This window comes from Prochlorococcus sp. MIT 0916, from assembly GCF_047305155.1.
GTDB lineage: Bacteria > Cyanobacteriota > Cyanobacteriia > PCC-6307 > Cyanobiaceae > Prochlorococcus_B.
Genome location: NZ_CP138980.1, coordinates 504,537 through 520,978, shown reverse-complemented (window position 1 = coordinate 520,978; position 16,442 = coordinate 504,537). Strand labels below are relative to the sequence as shown.

Genomic DNA, 16,442 nt, shown 5'->3' with positions numbered 1-16,442 from the left:
TAATATTAATTCATGAATAATGTTTCTATGTTAAACCTTCTATTTAATTGTAATGAAAAAAAACCTTCACAACATGGACAAAAAATATTCAATCAAGTAGTGAAAATATGAAGCAAATACTTGTTATCCTGATTACCTACAAGCTTTTCGCTAGTGGTTCTTTTAGAAGTAACTGTAAGAATGGATATATGATCAATATTAAGATCTTGTACCAAAATCATTTTATTAATTTCTGAACCTTCTTGAAACTTGCTACTCGCTACAAATGGAGCATTTTGCTGGAAGGCTTCCGCAGAAAAATCAAACGAATAATAATTAAGGCGGCACCCAGATTCGAACTGGGGATAAAGGATTTGCAATCCTCTGCCTTACCACTTGGCCATGCCGCCGAAAATGAAATTTTCATTTTCAATTCAAATCGTATCAGTCAAACCGAACAAAATCTTTTGTTTCTTTGTAATGGACATGGAGAAGACACGATTGCTTGCAGGGTTATAGAAGCTCTTCATGAAATCAACCCAGACATTTCCCATGAAGTTCTTCCGATGGTTGGAGATGGAAAAGCATTTGCAACGCTTCTAAAAGAAGACTGGCTTGCCAAGATTGGTTCCTCAACATTTTTGCCAAGCGGGGGATTTAGTAATCAGAGTTTTAGTGGCTTGGTTTTAGATGTAAAAGCTGGATTATTAGGAAGTCTTTGGAGTCAATGGACTTTGATTCAAAGATCAGCCAAAGAAGGAAAAATTATCGTTGCAGTTGGAGATTTATTACCTCTTCTTTTTGCATGGGCTAGTGGGGCCAATTATTTTTTTATTGGCACTCCAAAAAGTGATTACACATGGGTGAGTGGACCAAGATCCTCTTTAAGTGATTGTTATCATCGATTGAAAGGAACTGAGTGGGATCCATGGGAATATTGGTTGATGCGATCAAGTCGATGCAGGATGGTTGCAGTAAGAGACAAAATCACTGCTAGAGGTTTGAGAAATCATGGTGTAAAGGCTCTAGCTCCGGGGAATCCAATGATGGATGGCCTATCTAAGAGAGAATGTCCAAATGATTTTAAAAAATATAGACGTTTGATTTTGTTATGTGGAAGTCGTTTACCTGAGGCGTATCAGAATTTTAAAAAACTTTTAACTGCAATCCAGTTGATTCAAATTACATCTTCCATTGCAGTATTTGTGCCTTTAAGTTCTTCTTCAATGAGAAAAAAAATAGAATTAATATTGATGGACCTAGGTTTTAAACCTACTGATCAGTCAACATGTGAAAATGGGGTTTCGGCAACATGGAAAAAAAATTCATTACTAATATTGATTGGTTATAATCAATTTTCTTGTTGGGCTAAGTGGGGAGAAGTAGGAGTAGCTAATGCAGGTACAGCTACAGAACAATTAGTAGGTTTAGGTATCCCATGCGTTTCCTTGCCAGGAAAAGGGCATCAATTTAATTTCAATTTTGCTAAGCGACAAAGTCGTTTATTAGGAGGTGCTGTAGCTATTGCTATGGGTTATGAAACTCTCGCAAAACAAGTGGGCTTTTTACTGAATTCTGATTTTGATAGAGAGATTATTGGCTTAAGAGGGTCTAAAAGGATGGGTCCTGAGGGTGGAAGTCATTCTATAGCCCTTAGTATTTCGACTCACTTGTCTAAGGGTTTCTAGTGCGGTGTAATCTAGTAGGAGATTTTTTAATAAGATTTTCTACTCAAGCTTCTGCATATGCCACTAATTGAAGATCATCATTATCTTAAAATTTGTGCTCAGTTAGCATCTTCTTTAAGTATTAGTATTGCAGCTGCTCGACGAAAAGTAGAGGTAGCGGCAGCTAGAGAAGGAAAAAAAGATTTGCAATCGAGAAAAGAAATTGCTCAAAAGATCCTTGAGCAAACTTTAATTGAGGATAAAAAACAAAATGTATCGGCTTCTGCCTCATTTGATCAATTATTAAAGGCTCTAAAAGAAGAGGAGAATTTCATGCTTGAAGATTAATAGATCTTTATGTTGAGAAAATTAATGTTCAAAAATATTTGTAAATCGTCTTCTATCAAGCTCGGAAAAAATTGGTACGCATTGGAAACATTTTTTGGCTAATTCCCATCTTTCTTCACGTCTCAACATCGCTTCAAGTTTGTGTTTTGCTTCTAGTAAATATCTAACATCATTTGATGCATAGATAAGTTGTTTTTGAGTTAAATCACCAACTTTTCCCCAGTCACTGCTTTGAGATTGTTTATCTAATTCCACTCCAACAGTTTCCATAACTACTTCTTTCAATCCATGCCTTGGACTGTAAGTTCTACCAATTTTACTTGCAATTTTTGTACAAAAAATTGGATTAACGTCAATATTTAGATTATTTGCTAAGGCAGCAACATCAAATCTTGCAAAATGAAAGACCTTTTCAATTGTTTTTTTCTCAAGAATAAATTTTAAGTTTGGTGCTGAATATTGATTTCGTTCTATACGAATACAAATCACATTATCAAATTCATCACATATTTGTATTAAACATAGCCTGTCTCTACCATGAATTAATCCCATGGCTTCGGTATCAACTGCTAAAGCCATAGATGATTTTAAGGCAATTGCAGTTTCATTATCTATGTCTTTATCAAAGATCTTGAAAGTCGAGGGTTCATCAAGTTTTTTTTGCATAACAAATGTAATGAGAATTTAATTTATCGGTTATTTTTTTGATGCTCTAATTCTAATACCTCAAATGATGAAAAATATTTAGTAAATTTAACGATTTTATCTTTTCTAATATCTTTTAATCTTTTTAGCTCACTTTTGTAGCTATGTTTTCCAGAACAATTAAAATAAAGGGGATCGTATTTTTGAGATGCAATCTGCATTCTCCTCAACTTTATTTCTCACTATCCTATTGGCGATAGGTTTGGGGTTTTTTCTGCGAGCTGCAAGTAAGGACCGCACAACAATTGTAGATGTTCAGTCTCCTTTACCTCCTCTGGAAGTTTTGAAAGGCATTAGTTTTTGGTTAGAAGAACGTGGTTGGAAAAAGAATGGAGGCAATGCTGAAGAGAAATTATTGATATTTAATGGCAATGTTGCCTCTAGTACATTTTTGGTGATCTTTTTATCTTGCCTCGGAGGACTGGGCTCAGCCTGTTTGGGTTTGGTTTTAATTCAACTTTACCCAGCTTTGAGTTGGTGGCCTTTGCTACTTGCAGCAGTTGGCGCTCCTTGCGCCGGAATTGTTTATCGTATCAAATCTAAACGAGAGGAATCACTACAAGTTAAGTTATTAAGCTCAGATACATCCAGTAACTGTATTTTACGAATCAAAGCTCATCGTGATGAGCTAATAGCAATTCAGTTGGAATTATCTGAAAGTCTTGAGCTTAGTAGTGAAAACTCTCTACTTTCTTCCCCTATTTAATTCGGATTTGTGGTGAGAAATAAAGTATTAAATTGTTTAAAATTATTAGTATTTTTAATTACTTTTTATGCTTTTTCTCAACTTTATTACAATAGGAATTATAATTTTACTGAAGATTTTGAACTAATCATTGGTGAAGCTTCGAAGCTTCCTGCAACTTGGGTTGGGAGTATAGATGTAGATAAAAATATACCTATTTTAATATTAGCTGGCCATGCAGACTCTCAGGGAATGGCTGGTGCGGGCACCCCTGGTGAAGCTGTTGATAAGTTTGGCTTGAATCCAATGAATCCTGGAATTAGTGATGAACTTTTTTGGAATTTAAAATTACAAGAATCAATTGTAAAACTTGGTAAAAAGAGTGGTTTGAATATCAGATCTTATGACCCAGGAATAAGAAATATAGATGATGCAAATGATCCAAGAACGAATTGGTCAGTCGGGAAGAGATTCGTTAAACGTGGTGGGTATGCGATTGAGATTCATTTTGATGCATATGGTAAGTATGGAGTTGGTTCAGGTTTGATCCCTCCTTTTTTTGAGGCTCCAAATAAAATAGACGAATCAATTGCAAGAAAATTTGGACGGTTTCCTGTTTTATTTAGAGGAGGTTTAGGTGCTCCACGAAGGCAAATAAGGATTCTTGAAATTGGAAAATTAGAGGGTTTGCTTGAAAAAAATCTCAGAAATTTAAAAACTAGGAAAAAAACAATAAAGCTACTTGCAAATGAAATAGTTCGTGCTTTTTTGAATGGAATAATCTAGAAGTGCAGTACTAATCCAATGCTTGATGAGTAAGACACCTCTCTTCCAGAGATTTGTCTGTAAACCAATCTTGAGGCTTAGTAAATAAATCTGTTAATAGAGCCTCACGTGAATTTTCTTTTGGCTTATATCCATACTCCCATCTCGCTAAAGGTGGTAATGACATCAATATTGACTCCGTTCTGCCATTCGTTTGTAATCCAAAAATGGTACCCCTATCCCATACTAAATTGAACTCAGCATATCTACCGCGCCTATAAAGTTGAAAGTCTCTTTCTTTTTCTGAAAAGTTTTGATTTTTTCGCTTTTTTATTATTGGCTCATAGGACGGTAGAAATGCCTGACCGCATGCTTTGGCAAGTGAAAAAAGATTTTCCCAATTTAAAGAATAGTTCCCGAGCTCTTTTGAGATATTAGAGGCCTTCCCATGCGCATTTTGTCCTTTGTAAAGCATGCCCGATCCATCTTGATAGTCATAAAAAATACCTCCAACTCCTCTTGTCTCATTTCTATGTTTTAGAAAGAAATATTCGTCACACCAAGGTTTGAAAACCTTATGAAGATCTTCGTTAATTGTGTCACATGCAGCTTTATGGCATGAGTGAAAGTGACGCGTGTCAGATAGATATGGATAAAAAGGGGTTAAATCAGCCCCTCCTCCAAACCACCAAACAGGACCTGCCTCGAAATATCTGTAATTCAGATGAACAGTTGGTATATATGGATTTTTGGGGTGAAGAACCATTGAGGTCCCTGTCGCAAACCACGAGTGTCCTTTTGCTTCTGGTCTTTGGCTAATGATTGAGGGTGGAAGTTCATTGCCATGTACTTCAGAAAAATTCACTCCTCCCTGTTCAAAGATTTTTCCATTTTTCAAGACTCTTGAGCGTCCACCACCACCCTCTGGTCTCTCCCAAGATTCTTCTAGGAATTTACCTTCTTCATCAATAGCCTCCAAGCCACCACAAATTTCATCTTGAAGGGCTAAAACAAGCTTTTTGGCTCGATCTCTTGAGTTTTTTGCCGGTAAATTGGCTTGATCTTGTAAGGAGGACAAAATTAATTGTATTTTGCTTTCTTTAAAAAAATACTTTCAAATGATGCAAATTTCACACCAATATTGGAAAAGTTTGTATTGCGAATAGTTTGACTTATTACTAAAGGCAATATCATTGGATAATGAGGTGGAAGATCTGTCGATTTTTTTACTATCATCGAATGTAATAGAAATTAAGAATGAAAACCAACGAGAAGGTTTTAAAAGCGTTTAATTCAGTCAAAGATGTCGGAAGTAAACGATCTATTGTTGAACTTAGATGGCTGGAAATAATTTCAGTCAAGCCACCTAAAATTGTTGTAAGGCTTACTCTCCCAAATTTTGCGATAGCTCAAAGAAGTCAAATAGCAAATGATATTAGGGAAAGCATTAAGTCATTGGAAGATATTGAAGAAGTACAAATTGAGATAGGTAATTCATCTCCATCTGAGGAGTCTCCAATTGGTCAAGCTGGTCATGGTGGTCCATCTCAGGGATTAACTCCAATACCAAAAGTGAAAAATGTTATCGCCATCAGTAGCGGTAAAGGTGGCGTCGGAAAAAGTACTGTTGCCGTGAATTTGGCTTGTGCCCTTAGTCAAAAGGGTTTCAAGGTTGGGTTGCTTGATGCTGATATCTATGGACCAAATACGCCTTATATGCTTGGTGTTAGTGAAATAACTCCTGAAGTCATAGGTTCGGGTGCAGAGCAAAAGATTATTCCCATTGAAACATGCGGGATCGGAATGGTTTCAATGGGATTATTAATTGATCAAAATCAGCCAGTAATATGGCGTGGCCCAATGCTTAATGGAATTATTCGACAATTTTTATATCAAGCTTCTTGGGGTGAACGTGATTTCCTAATAGTAGATCTTCCTCCTGGGACTGGAGATGCCCAACTTTCTTTGGCTCAAGCAGTTCCTATGGCAGGGGTGATAATAGTTACAACTCCTCAAAATGTATCGCTTCAAGACTCAAGAAGGGGGTTGGCAATGTTTAAACAAATGAATATTCCTGTACTCGGAGTGATCGAAAATATGACTTGTTTTATCCCTCCAGATCAGCCACAAAAGTCATATGAGATTTTTGGTTCAGGAGGAGGTAATCAATTAGCTAAAGAGAATAATGTACCTTTACTTTCTAAGATACCAATAGAGACAGATACCTTTTCTGGTACGGGCAAGGATCTGCCAGTAGTTCATACATCGCGAGATTCAATAACAGCAAAAGTATTTTTAGAACTTGCTGGCACTTTATGTAATGCCTTATCAGTTAAACAGTGATTTAAAGTAATGATGGGTTTTGGTCGCAATAAAATATCTACTTTAAAAATAGTTCGAAATAAAAAATTTTGGAAAGATGTAGACTTAATAATTTGGATTGTACCTTTTATTTTAGTACATTTATCTTGTTTATTAATAGCAAGTACTCAAAGGAATCTTGGAATTACAGATTGGTATCAACATGTAATTACTGCTTATATAGGATCTTTAATTGTTTATTTTTTAGCTCAACTTCCTTTGCAAGATTTACGAAAATATATTATTCCAATATATTTTTTTACGATCTCATCACTTTTGTATGTAAATTTTAGTGGTACTTCTGCTTTAGGAGCACAGAGATGGTTCAGCTTTGCTGGCTTATATATTCAACCATCAGAATTTGCAAAATTATCCTTAATACTTGTCTTGGCTTCTATTTTAGATCGAAAAAGATTTTCTGATTTATCACATTTGATTAAACCTTTATTGGTTTCCTTTTTACCTTGGATTCTGGTTTTTATACAACCTGATCTTGGGACATCTCTTGTTTTTGGAGCCATACTTCTTGGAATGTTGTATTGGTCTGGGATGCCATATGAGTGGGCTTTTATTGTTTTGGCTACTTTAGTAACAGGATTAATAGCAAATTTATATCACTTTGGTCTTTTTATTTGGATTCCAATAATTGGTTTTTTGTCTTATAAGTCTCTGCCGAATCACAAAAAATTACTAACATTATTTGTTGTCTTTCTTCATTCAATAATAGCTAAATTATCTCCTTGGTTTTGGGAAACTGTTTTAAGAGATTATCAAAGAGATCGATTAATTCTTTTTATTAACCCTAGCAAAGATCCTTTAGGTGGTGGATATCATATGCTTCAAAGCCAAATTGGTATTGGATCTGGAGGATTGTTTGGATCAGGTTTGATGCAAGGCCAATTAACCAAATTAAAATTCATCCCAGAGCAACATACTGATTTTATTTTTAGTGCTCTTGGCGAAGAAACAGGTTACTTAGGAACTTTATTCGTCTTGTTTTTACTTTTTATTCTAATTTTTCGATTAATAAAGATTGCTATCGAGGCGCGTACTGATTTTGAATCTTTGATTGTTATTGGAATAGCTTCAATGTTTATTTTTCAAATTATGGTGAATATATTTATGACTATTGGCCTGGGTCCTGTGACTGGCATCCCATTGCCTTTTATGAGCTATGGAAGAACTGCGTTATTGGTTAACTTTATAAGTCTTGGCTTTTGTTTATCTGTCTCAAGACGAGGCCAGTCCTTAAGAAAAAATCTTTAAATTAGATACTTTTGCTTATCATTATTTTTAGAGGCATTAATTTATTAACACTAAAGCTTTAAGACCTAAGATGGTTAATGAGTAAATACCATTCTGTGGCTAAGTTTTTCCTTTATGTAAAGGAAGGAATCCTCACTTTCAGATTAAACATTTGTTTCATTGAATTAGTTATTATTAACTAACTCAGGCATGAGAGGGCTTAATTACCTGAATAAGCCTGAATTATGGACGAATAATGTCCACTGATCTTAATTTGCCTATTAAATAAATGTATTGAGATTGATTGTTAAATTCTCAATCCATCTATTTAAAAATAGTCAGCTAAGGGACATTAACGAGTTGCAACTCTACTTTTTATGCTTTTTGATCCTTTAAAATCTAATCAATCAAATGAATTTAAAGGTTTGTATGAGGTCCGGGGGATTTCGTGACTATTCCTCTAGTAACTATTAAAACTTTACAAGTAAGAATGGCTCAAGGAGTTCCTCATTCCACATGCAGTGAGTCTGCAGTAAGGAGAATGTGGTGGGCAGCTCTCGAAACTCTTCAGTCGGATATTTTGCTACCAATGAACCTCACAAGAGGTCTATGGTTGTCTTCACCTTTACCAGCATTATACGAGCCTAACTTACTCAAGAAATTTCAAGGATGGGTTTGGGCACCAAAGGATTTGTTAAACCTTACAAAGCCTTCTATGGGGATGTTGCCTCCAAGTCAATCAGGTGTGATGGATTTTCATAATGATTCTTCAGGCTATGAGCGTTTAAGTCTTCTTGAGGAAGATGGAAATGACCCTTTGTTGATAGTTATAACTCCTGAAATTCAAATTGCCTTGGCTTTAGAAGGAAACTGCCAGGAAAGAAAATTATTAATGCGGAGTGATCCTGAGACTTTAAGTGAACTTTTGACATTGCTTGATAAGAGATTGAATACAGAAAATATTGAACAAGCAAACAATCTCCGAAACGCACTAGGAGAGATGGGTCAGCTTAAAACAAATGATGACTTATCTAAGGTTTTTTGGCCTTTATTGTCTCAACGTCTCGCAGATATTGCACCCAGTCTGAATATTCAAACTTTGCCGGATAATTTAATTAGTGAAGACAAATCAATTTCAACAAATAGTGAGATTTCTTTACTAGAAGCTTTAACGCACGAAATTAGAACTCCTTTAGCGACCATAAGAACTCTAATAAGATCTCTTCTTAGGAAGCAAGATTTACCTAAAATCGTTGAAAACCGCTTGAAGCAAATAGATATTGAATGTACAGAACAGATTGATCGCTTTGGTTTGATTTTTAATGCAGTGGAGTTAGAGAGAAGCAAGCCTAAACAGACAACTTTGGCTTTAACTGATTTAGGTAAAATGCTCACGACGCTCTCTCCTGCGTGGATCAATCAGCTAGAGCGAAAAGGCTTGAAACTTATTCTGGATATCACACCGGATTTGCCAAAAGTTTTAAGTGATTCTAAAGGTCTTGAATTAATGTTGACCGGTCTTATTGACCGCAATAGTCGTGGTTTGCAAGAGGGCGGTGAATTAACTTTGAAATTAAGGCCGGCTGGGCAGAGATTAAAACTTCAAATTTTAACTCAGCTTTCCACAATTAATCATTCTGGAGTATCAGAAAGTGTTTCTAATGAAGAAATTGGGCCTGTACTTAGTTGGAATCCCGCTACAGGTAATTTGCAGCTTAGTCAAGCTGCAACGCAAAGACTTTTAAAAAGTCTTGGTGGTCGTCTTACTAATAGGCGAGATAGTGGAATAACTATATTTTTTCCTATTTCTGATTTAAAAGAATGTGATCGTCTGGATTAATGTTGACGCGTGTGAAGTTGACGTGAAATGAGTCAAAAGGCACAAAATAAAGTGCTAATTTAAAAATATAAAGAATAAGTTGGTTGAACTAAAAGCATGACCGAAGTATTACCTGGCACACTTCCAAAACATATTGGAAGCACTGGTGGATTATTAAACTCGGCTGAAACCGAAGAAAAATATGCAATTACTTGGACAAGTAAAACTTCTGAGGTTTTTGAACTTCCAACTGGAGGAGCTGCAGTAATGCATGAGGGGGATAACCTTATGTATTTCGCAAGAAAAGAGCAATGTTTTGCTTTGAATACTCAATTAAGGGGTTTTAAACCAAGAATTGAAACAAGTAAAATTTACAGAATTTTCCCCGGAGGTGATAGAGAATTACTTTTCCCTAAAGATGGAGTTTTTTCTGAAAAGCCCAATGAAGGACGTCTGAAAGAAGGCTACAATAATAGACGTATTGGAGAAAATCCTAATCCAGCAAGTTTGAAATTTAGCGGAAAAAAAACTTACGATGCCTGAGAACTTCAATTTAAACTTTTGTACCCTTTAAATCTATATATCGGGCTGCCATTATGCAGTCATGCTTAGTTTAGATAAAGAACAATTTCTTTTATCAGCTTCCACTGGGGCAAACTATATACCCTTGGCAAAAAGTTGGCCTGCAGACTTAGAAACACCTCTGACAACCTGGCTAAAAGTTGGAAATGATAGCCCTCCAGGAGTATTGCTGGAATCAGTAGAAGGTGGAGAAACTATCGGCAGGTGGAGTGTGGTTGCATCTGATCCACTCTGGAAGGCAACAGTTAGGGGCAATGAATTAATTAGAAGCTGGAGAAATGGAAAACAAGAAAAGTTACATGGTAATCCAATTGAAATTCTCAGAAAAATGCTCGCGCCTTATAAATCTGTCTCTTTATCTGGCTTGCCACAACTTGGACAGCTTTTTGGAATGTGGGGCTATGAACTAATTCAATGGATTGAGCCCTCAGTACATACCTATGAATTATCGGATCAAGACTTGCCTGATGGTATTTGGATGTTTATGGATAAAATTCTTATTTTTGATCAAGTTAAGCGTCTAATAACAGCTGTTGCATATGGAAACTTAAGTGATGGGGCTTCTCCTCAAAAAGCTTATGAAATTGCTTGTGAACAAATCCATGAACTTGAAGATTTAATGGCTGCTCCTTTACAACCAATCAAGTCTTTAAAGTGGAATGAAAAAACAAATCGATCTCTCAATATGACTGCTAACACTACAAAAAAACAATTTGAACATAGTGTTAAATCAGCAAAAGAATTTATTAAAAAAGGTGATGTTTTTCAATTGGTCATTAGTCAAAAACTGGAGTCAACTGTTAGACAAAAACCTTTTGAGTTATATCGAAGCCTGAGGATGGTTAATCCCTCTCCATTTATGGCGTTTTTTGACTTTGGAGATTGGCAACTTATTGGTTCTAGTCCAGAGGTGATGGTTAAGGCCCAACAAACAGATAATGGCATTCAAACAAGTTTGAGACCAATTGCAGGTACACGTCCAAGGGGCAAAAATGATATTGAGGACTCAAATCTAGAAAAAGAACTTTTAAAAGATCCAAAAGAAAGAGCAGAGCATGTAATGTTAGTCGATTTAGGTCGAAATGATTTAGGTCGAGTTTGTACTCCGGGTACTGTTTTTGTAAAAGAACTAATGGTTATAGAAAAATATTCACATGTAATGCACATAGTCAGTGAAGTTGAAGGTACTTTAAAAAAAGGAAAGGATGTTTGGGATTTGTTAATTGCTTCTTTTCCTGCTGGGACTGTTAGTGGAGCTCCAAAGATAAGAGCAATGCAATTAATTAATCAATTAGAAAAACAACGTAGAGGACCTTATTCAGGTGTTTATGGATCTATAGATTTAAATGGAGCTTTGAATACAGCTATTACTATCAGAACAATGATTGTTCGTAGGGAAAATAAAAACGATTTTGTTGTTCAAGTTCAAGCTGGGGCAGGGGTTGTTTCAGATTCCATTCCTTCTAATGAGTATCAAGAAACTTTAAATAAAGCGAAAGGGATGTTTACTGCTTTAGCTTGCTTAGAAGCCCCTGATTTATGACTAACTCTATGCTTTTGAAGGGGTTTGAAGTGGAGCTTTTTACTGGCACATTTGCTGGAGAAAATGTAGGTGTCTCATCAGCTATTACTCAAGATTTATCAGATTTTGTCAAAGAACCGGATCAACGAAATATTGAGTACATAACCGTTCCAGATCAAAGATACGAAGTTTTAAAACATGCACTTTTATTGCCAAGACAAGAACTTAGGAAATGGCTTGATTGCAAAAATCTTACAATTTTACCAGGAAGTACTCTAAGTCTTGGAAATGCAAAAATCTTTGACAGGTCAGATTTAGGGAACTCTTATCACTCCTTTATCGAAAAAAATTATGGAACAAGAGTTGTTACTGCGAGTATTCATATTAATCTAGGCATTGAAAATTTATCCTTACTTTTTTCAGCTCTTCGCTTGGTGAGATGTGAGGCAGCATTATTTCTTTCACTTAGTGCTAGTTCTCCTTTCTTAGAGGGAAATGCAACGGGGGCACATTCTCAAAGATGGCTTCAATTCCCTAAGACTCCTTCTAGTGTCCCTATGTTTGTTGATCATCCACACTATGTGAAATGGGTTGAAGAGCAAATAGGTCAGGGTAATATGCAAAATGAGAGACATTTGTGGACATCAGTAAGGCCAAATGGTCCAGAAAGACCTCATGTATTAAATCGAATAGAGCTGAGGATATGTGATTTGGTCAGTAATGTTGATTTGCTTTTGGCTATAACAGCCTTAATTGAGCTCAGAATTATTAATCTTAAAAACAATAGTGACAAATATGATCCAATTGAAGCAAGTTCTAAAACACAAGCAGAATTGGCTCTTTTGGCAGATGAAAATGATTTGATTGCAGCTAAATCTAGTCTTAATGCAAATTTATCTCATTGGAAAAATGGGCAAAAAATCAAATGTCGGGATTGGATTAAGGACCTTCTCTTAGATGTAACTCCTTTAGCTAAGGAACTTGATATGTTTGATTTACTCAAACCAATCGAATCTGTTTTAATACACGGAAATCAATCCATGACATGGCTTGATTCCTATTCCAAGGGGGTATCAATTCAATCTTTGCTTCAGCAAGGTATTAGTGAAATGGAAAGAGAAGAGTCCAATTTCATGAAAATGAAATCAACCTATTAGTGACTAAGTCGGTATACCTGCCTCATAATACGTTTATGTTGAAAAATCCTTCTAACGAAAATACCTCTAATCACTCGGACGTAAGTGTTGAGGATCAAGATCCTGGATATTTATTGCAGCAAAGGCTTGAATTAGTTGAGGATCTTTGGAAAACAGTTCTCAAAAGTGAATGTCCCTCAGATCAAACAGACCGACTATTGCGTTTAAAACAATTAAGTGACCCTAGTCAGTCAAATCAAGATAATTCATCGCATGCAATAGTCCAATTGATTACAGAAATGGACTTAGCTGAAGCGATATCTGCTGCTAGAGCTTTCTCTCTTTATTTTCAGTTAGTAAATATTCTTGAACAACGTATAGAGGAAGATAGTTATTTAGAGAGTATGAAAAAAGGGAAGTTAGGAAATTGTGATTATAAAATAGACCCATTTGCACCAGCTTTAGCCAGTCAGACTGCACCAGCAACTTTTAGACAATTATTTGAGCGATTACGTCGTTTGAATGTACCTCCAGCTCAGCTTGATGCTTTGATGAGGGAAATGGATATTCGTCTTGTATTTACAGCTCATCCAACTGAAATAGTTAGACACACTGTTCGGCACAAACAACGTAGAGTAGCCACTCTTTTGCAACAACTTCAATCTAAGAGCTCAATTTCCGAATCTGAGAAAGAAATATTTAGGTTGCAATTAGAGGAGGAGATCAGATTGTGGTGGAGGACTGATGAGCTTCATCAATTTAAACCAACTGTTCTCGATGAGGTCGACTATGCGCTTCATTATTTTCAGCAGGTTTTGTTTGATGCAATGCCTCAATTAAGAAGAAGACTGACTACTGCATTAGCTTCAAGTTATCCAGATGTAGAGATTCCTAATGAAGCTTTTTGTACATTTGGTTCTTGGGTAGGTTCAGATCGTGATGGGAACCCGTCAGTTACTCCTGAAATCACATGGAGAACCGCGTGCTACCAAAGACAATTAATGTTGGATAGGTATATTGCATCAGTTCAAGAGTTAAGAGATCAATTGAGTATATCTATGCAATGGAGTCAAGTCAGTGCTCCTTTGCTAGAGTCATTAGAAATGGATAGAGTTCGATTCCCGGAGGTTTATGAGGAAAGAGCTGCTAGATATCGCCTAGAACCTTATCGATTAAAACTAAGCTATACATTAGAGAGGTTAAGACTTACTCAGCTACGTAATAAGCAGCTAGCTGATGCAGGATGGCAATTTTCACCCGAAGGAAAAACTCTAATGTCTACTCTTAGTAGTTTTGATGAATTTCTCTACTATAGATCTGTAGATGAATTCAAAAATGAATTAGAGCTTATTAAGAATAGTTTAGTTAGTACAGATCTTACTTGTGAACCTCTAGATACTTTATTAAATCAAGTTCATATCTTTGGCTTTTCTTTGGCTAGCTTAGATATTAGGCAAGAAAGTACACGACATAGTGATGCTTTGGATGAACTCACTAGCTATTTAGATCTACCTGAGTCGTATGGAGGGATGGACGAGGAACGTCGAGTTAAATGGTTAATGAAAGAATTAAAAACTCGGAGACCACTTATACCACCTGCTTTTGAGTGGTCTAAAAGTACTCAAGAAACCATTTCGGTTTTTCATATGCTTCATAGGCTTCAGAAGGAATTTGGTCCTCGTATATGTCGCTCGTATGTGATTTCAATGAGTCATACAGCTTCAGATTTATTAGAAGTTCTTCTATTAGCCAAAGAGTCAGGCTTAATTGATCCAACTTTAGGAGCTGCTGAATTTCTGGTTGTTCCATTATTTGAAACAGTTGAGGATTTGCAACATGCTCCTTCTGTAATGGAGTCGTTGCTTCAGACAGATGCTTATCGTGACTTACTTCCACGTGTAGGAGAGAAAAAGCAACCACTTCAGGAACTTATGCTTGGATATTCTGATAGCAATAAAGATTCTGGTTTCCTTTCAAGTAATTGGGAAATTCATAAGGCCCAAATAGCACTACAAGATCTAGCGAGTAGACAAGGGATAGCATTACGTATTTTTCATGGAAGAGGGGGGTCTGTGGGAAGAGGAGGAGGACCAGCTTATCAAGCAATTTTGGCTCAACCAAGTGGGACTCTTCAGGGTCGGATAAAGATAACAGAGCAAGGGGAGGTTCTTGCCTCTAAATATAGTCTTCCGGAATTAGCTCTATATAACCTTGAAACTGTAACCACAGCTGTTATCCAGAATAGCTTAGTCACAAACAAATTAGATGCTACGCCAAGTTGGAATGAATTGATGACTAGACTTGCAGCTCGTTCAAGGGAGCATTACCGAGCTTTAGTACATGATAATCCTGATTTGGTTCAATTTTTTCAAGTAGTTACTCCAATAGAGGAAATCAGTAAATTACAAATTTCTAGTCGTCCTGCTAGAAGAAAGAGTGGTGCAAAAGACTTATCAAGTCTACGTGCTATCCCTTGGGTCTTTGGGTGGACTCAAAGTCGCTTTCTCTTGCCAAGTTGGTTTGGGGTTGGTACAGCCTTAGCTACTGAACTCAAGAGAGACCCCGACCAAATGGAGATGTTGCGAATGTTAAACCAGAGATGGCCATTCTTTAGAATGTTGATATCTAAAGTTGAGATGACACTTTCAAAAGTTGATCTGGAGGTTGCACACCACTATATGGTTAGTTTAGGTGGTAAGGATAATCGAGATGCATTCGCTCGTATTTTCGAAATTATTTCAAATGAATATAGTCTGACTAAAAAATTAATTCTAGAAATTACTGAGAAGTCAAAATTATTAAGTGCTGATCCTGCTCTACAATTGTCTGTAAATTTGCGAAATAGGACTATCGTTCCCTTAGGATTTTTACAAGTTGCTCTTCTCAAGCGATTAAGAGATCAGAATCGTCAACCACCAATTAGTGAAGATTTCAGTATTGACTCTACACAAAGTTCACGAACTTATAGCCGTAGTGAATTATTGCGTGGAGCATTGTTGACTATCAATGGCATAGCTGCAGGGATGAGAAATACAGGATGAAATGCTTGGATTGAATTCACCAAATAAATATCCTCACATTCCTGAGGGCTTTGTTCTACTAAGAAGTGAACTCATTGCTGTGCGAAAAATTAATAAGCTCTTATCAAGATGTAATCAAGATGCGCATCAACCGAGGAAGTTAGAATTAGCCTTGAAAAATAGTGATTTTTATTTAACTCTCCTTGAAAAGACTTCTGATAACCTTGTAGGCTTTGTTCGTGTGACCAGTGATAAAGGTTTAAATGCAAATTTGTGGGATTTAGTGGCAGAACCTGGTGATCAACAAGAAAAATACATATCTATTGTAGTTTTTAAGGCAATTGAAATCATTAGACGGGAATTACCAGGCTGCAGTATTTCTGTTGCTGCTCCATTAATTTCACTTAAAGCATTGGAAGCTAATGGATTTTTATTAGATCCTAATGGCATCAAAACAATGGGAGTTAGACTTTAAAAATTAATTTTACGAGCATGGAGGGACTCGAACCCCCGACTCTCAGAACCGGAATCTGATGCTCTATCCAACTGAGCTACATGCCCAAAAATGGGTTCTTATTAAAAAAGGCCAAATATTGAGACCTTATTAA

The 16,442-nt window shown here is 36.3% G+C and carries 14 protein-coding genes and 2 tRNA genes; 12 read left to right on the top strand and 4 right to left on the bottom strand.

The features are described 5' to 3' along the window. Positions 1-318: 318 nt before the first annotated feature. Positions 319-389: transfer RNA gene (locus SIB53_RS02785), tRNA-Cys, on the bottom strand. 57 nt (positions 390-446) lie between these two features. Between SIB53_RS02785 and SIB53_RS02780 the strand changes: the two genes are divergently transcribed. Continuing rightward, positions 447-1,667, top strand: a complete 1,221-nt coding sequence (locus SIB53_RS02780) for a lipid-A-disaccharide synthase-related protein (RefSeq protein ID WP_413678686.1) — start codon at positions 447-449, stop codon at positions 1,665-1,667. Positions 1,668-1,724: 57 nt separating this feature from the next. Beyond that, positions 1,725-1,994, top strand: a complete 270-nt coding sequence (locus tag SIB53_RS02775; RefSeq protein ID WP_413678685.1) for a hypothetical protein — start codon at positions 1,725-1,727, stop codon at positions 1,992-1,994. A gap of 21 nt (positions 1,995-2,015) precedes the next feature. On the opposite strand, the gene SIB53_RS02770 is transcribed toward SIB53_RS02775, so the two are convergent. After that, entirely contained in the window at positions 2,016-2,660 is a 645-nt protein-coding gene (locus SIB53_RS02770) for a ribonuclease D (RefSeq protein ID WP_413678684.1), read from the bottom strand. 187 nt (positions 2,661-2,847) lie between these two features. Here SIB53_RS02770 and SIB53_RS02765 point away from each other — a divergent pair, with 187 nt between their 5' ends. Together SIB53_RS02765 and SIB53_RS02760 are read left to right on the top strand one after the other, a co-directional pair. Next, positions 2,848-3,405 (top strand): cofactor assembly of complex C subunit B, encoded by a 558-nt coding sequence (locus tag SIB53_RS02765; RefSeq protein WP_413678683.1) that lies wholly within the window; start codon positions 2,848-2,850, stop codon positions 3,403-3,405. 12 nt (positions 3,406-3,417) lie between these two features. Further along, positions 3,418-4,170 carry an N-acetylmuramoyl-L-alanine amidase gene (locus SIB53_RS02760; protein WP_413678682.1) on the top strand — a complete coding sequence of 251 codons (753 nt, stop codon included), beginning with the start codon at positions 3,418-3,420 and terminating at the stop codon, positions 4,168-4,170. Between the two features lie 10 nt (positions 4,171-4,180). Here the strand turns inward: SIB53_RS02760 and hemF are convergent, their stop codons facing one another. After that, positions 4,181-5,227 (bottom strand): oxygen-dependent coproporphyrinogen oxidase, encoded by a 1,047-nt coding sequence (hemF, locus tag SIB53_RS02755; protein ID WP_413678681.1) that lies wholly within the window; start codon positions 5,225-5,227, stop codon positions 4,181-4,183. Between the two features lie 179 nt (positions 5,228-5,406). Between hemF and SIB53_RS02750 the strand changes: the two genes are divergently transcribed. The 8 genes from SIB53_RS02750 to SIB53_RS02715 all read left to right on the top strand — a co-directional run bounded on the left by SIB53_RS02750 (position 5,407) and on the right by SIB53_RS02715 (position 16,309). Then, positions 5,407-6,492, top strand: a complete 1,086-nt coding sequence (locus SIB53_RS02750; RefSeq protein WP_413678680.1) for a P-loop NTPase — start codon at positions 5,407-5,409, stop codon at positions 6,490-6,492. 9 nt (positions 6,493-6,501) lie between these two features. Beyond that, complete coding sequence (rodA, locus tag SIB53_RS02745; protein WP_413678679.1) at positions 6,502-7,776, top strand: rod shape-determining protein RodA; 1,275 nt, start codon at positions 6,502-6,504, stop codon at positions 7,774-7,776. Positions 7,777-8,203: 427 nt separating this feature from the next. Beyond that, positions 8,204-9,595 (top strand): sensor histidine kinase, encoded by a 1,392-nt coding sequence (locus SIB53_RS02740; RefSeq protein WP_413678678.1) that lies wholly within the window; start codon positions 8,204-8,206, stop codon positions 9,593-9,595. Positions 9,596-9,691: 96 nt separating this feature from the next. After that, positions 9,692-10,117, top strand: a complete 426-nt coding sequence (gene psaD, locus SIB53_RS02735) for a photosystem I reaction center subunit II (protein ID WP_413678677.1) — start codon at positions 9,692-9,694, stop codon at positions 10,115-10,117. A gap of 61 nt (positions 10,118-10,178) precedes the next feature. Next, the gene (locus SIB53_RS02730) at positions 10,179-11,699 is read left to right on the top strand and encodes an anthranilate synthase component I family protein (protein ID WP_413678676.1); all 1,521 of its coding nucleotides are present in this window, start codon (positions 10,179-10,181) and stop codon (positions 11,697-11,699) included. Then, on the top strand, positions 11,696-12,835 hold the full coding sequence (gshA, locus tag SIB53_RS02725; RefSeq protein ID WP_413678675.1) for a glutamate--cysteine ligase: 1,140 nt from the start codon (positions 11,696-11,698) through the stop codon (positions 12,833-12,835). The genes SIB53_RS02730 and gshA overlap by 4 nt, the downstream gene beginning before the upstream one ends. A 35-nt stretch (positions 12,836-12,870) precedes the next feature. Further along, the gene (gene ppc / locus SIB53_RS02720) at positions 12,871-15,855 is read left to right on the top strand and encodes a phosphoenolpyruvate carboxylase (RefSeq protein ID WP_413678674.1); all 2,985 of its coding nucleotides are present in this window, start codon (positions 12,871-12,873) and stop codon (positions 15,853-15,855) included. A gap of 1 nt (position 15,856) precedes the next feature. Next, complete coding sequence (locus SIB53_RS02715; RefSeq protein WP_413678673.1) at positions 15,857-16,309, top strand: N-acetyltransferase; 453 nt, start codon at positions 15,857-15,859, stop codon at positions 16,307-16,309. A 12-nt stretch (positions 16,310-16,321) separates the two neighbouring features. Here the strand turns inward: SIB53_RS02715 and SIB53_RS02710 are convergent. Continuing rightward, positions 16,322-16,395: transfer RNA gene (locus SIB53_RS02710), tRNA-Arg, on the bottom strand. Between the last annotated feature and the right edge of the window lie 47 nt (positions 16,396-16,442).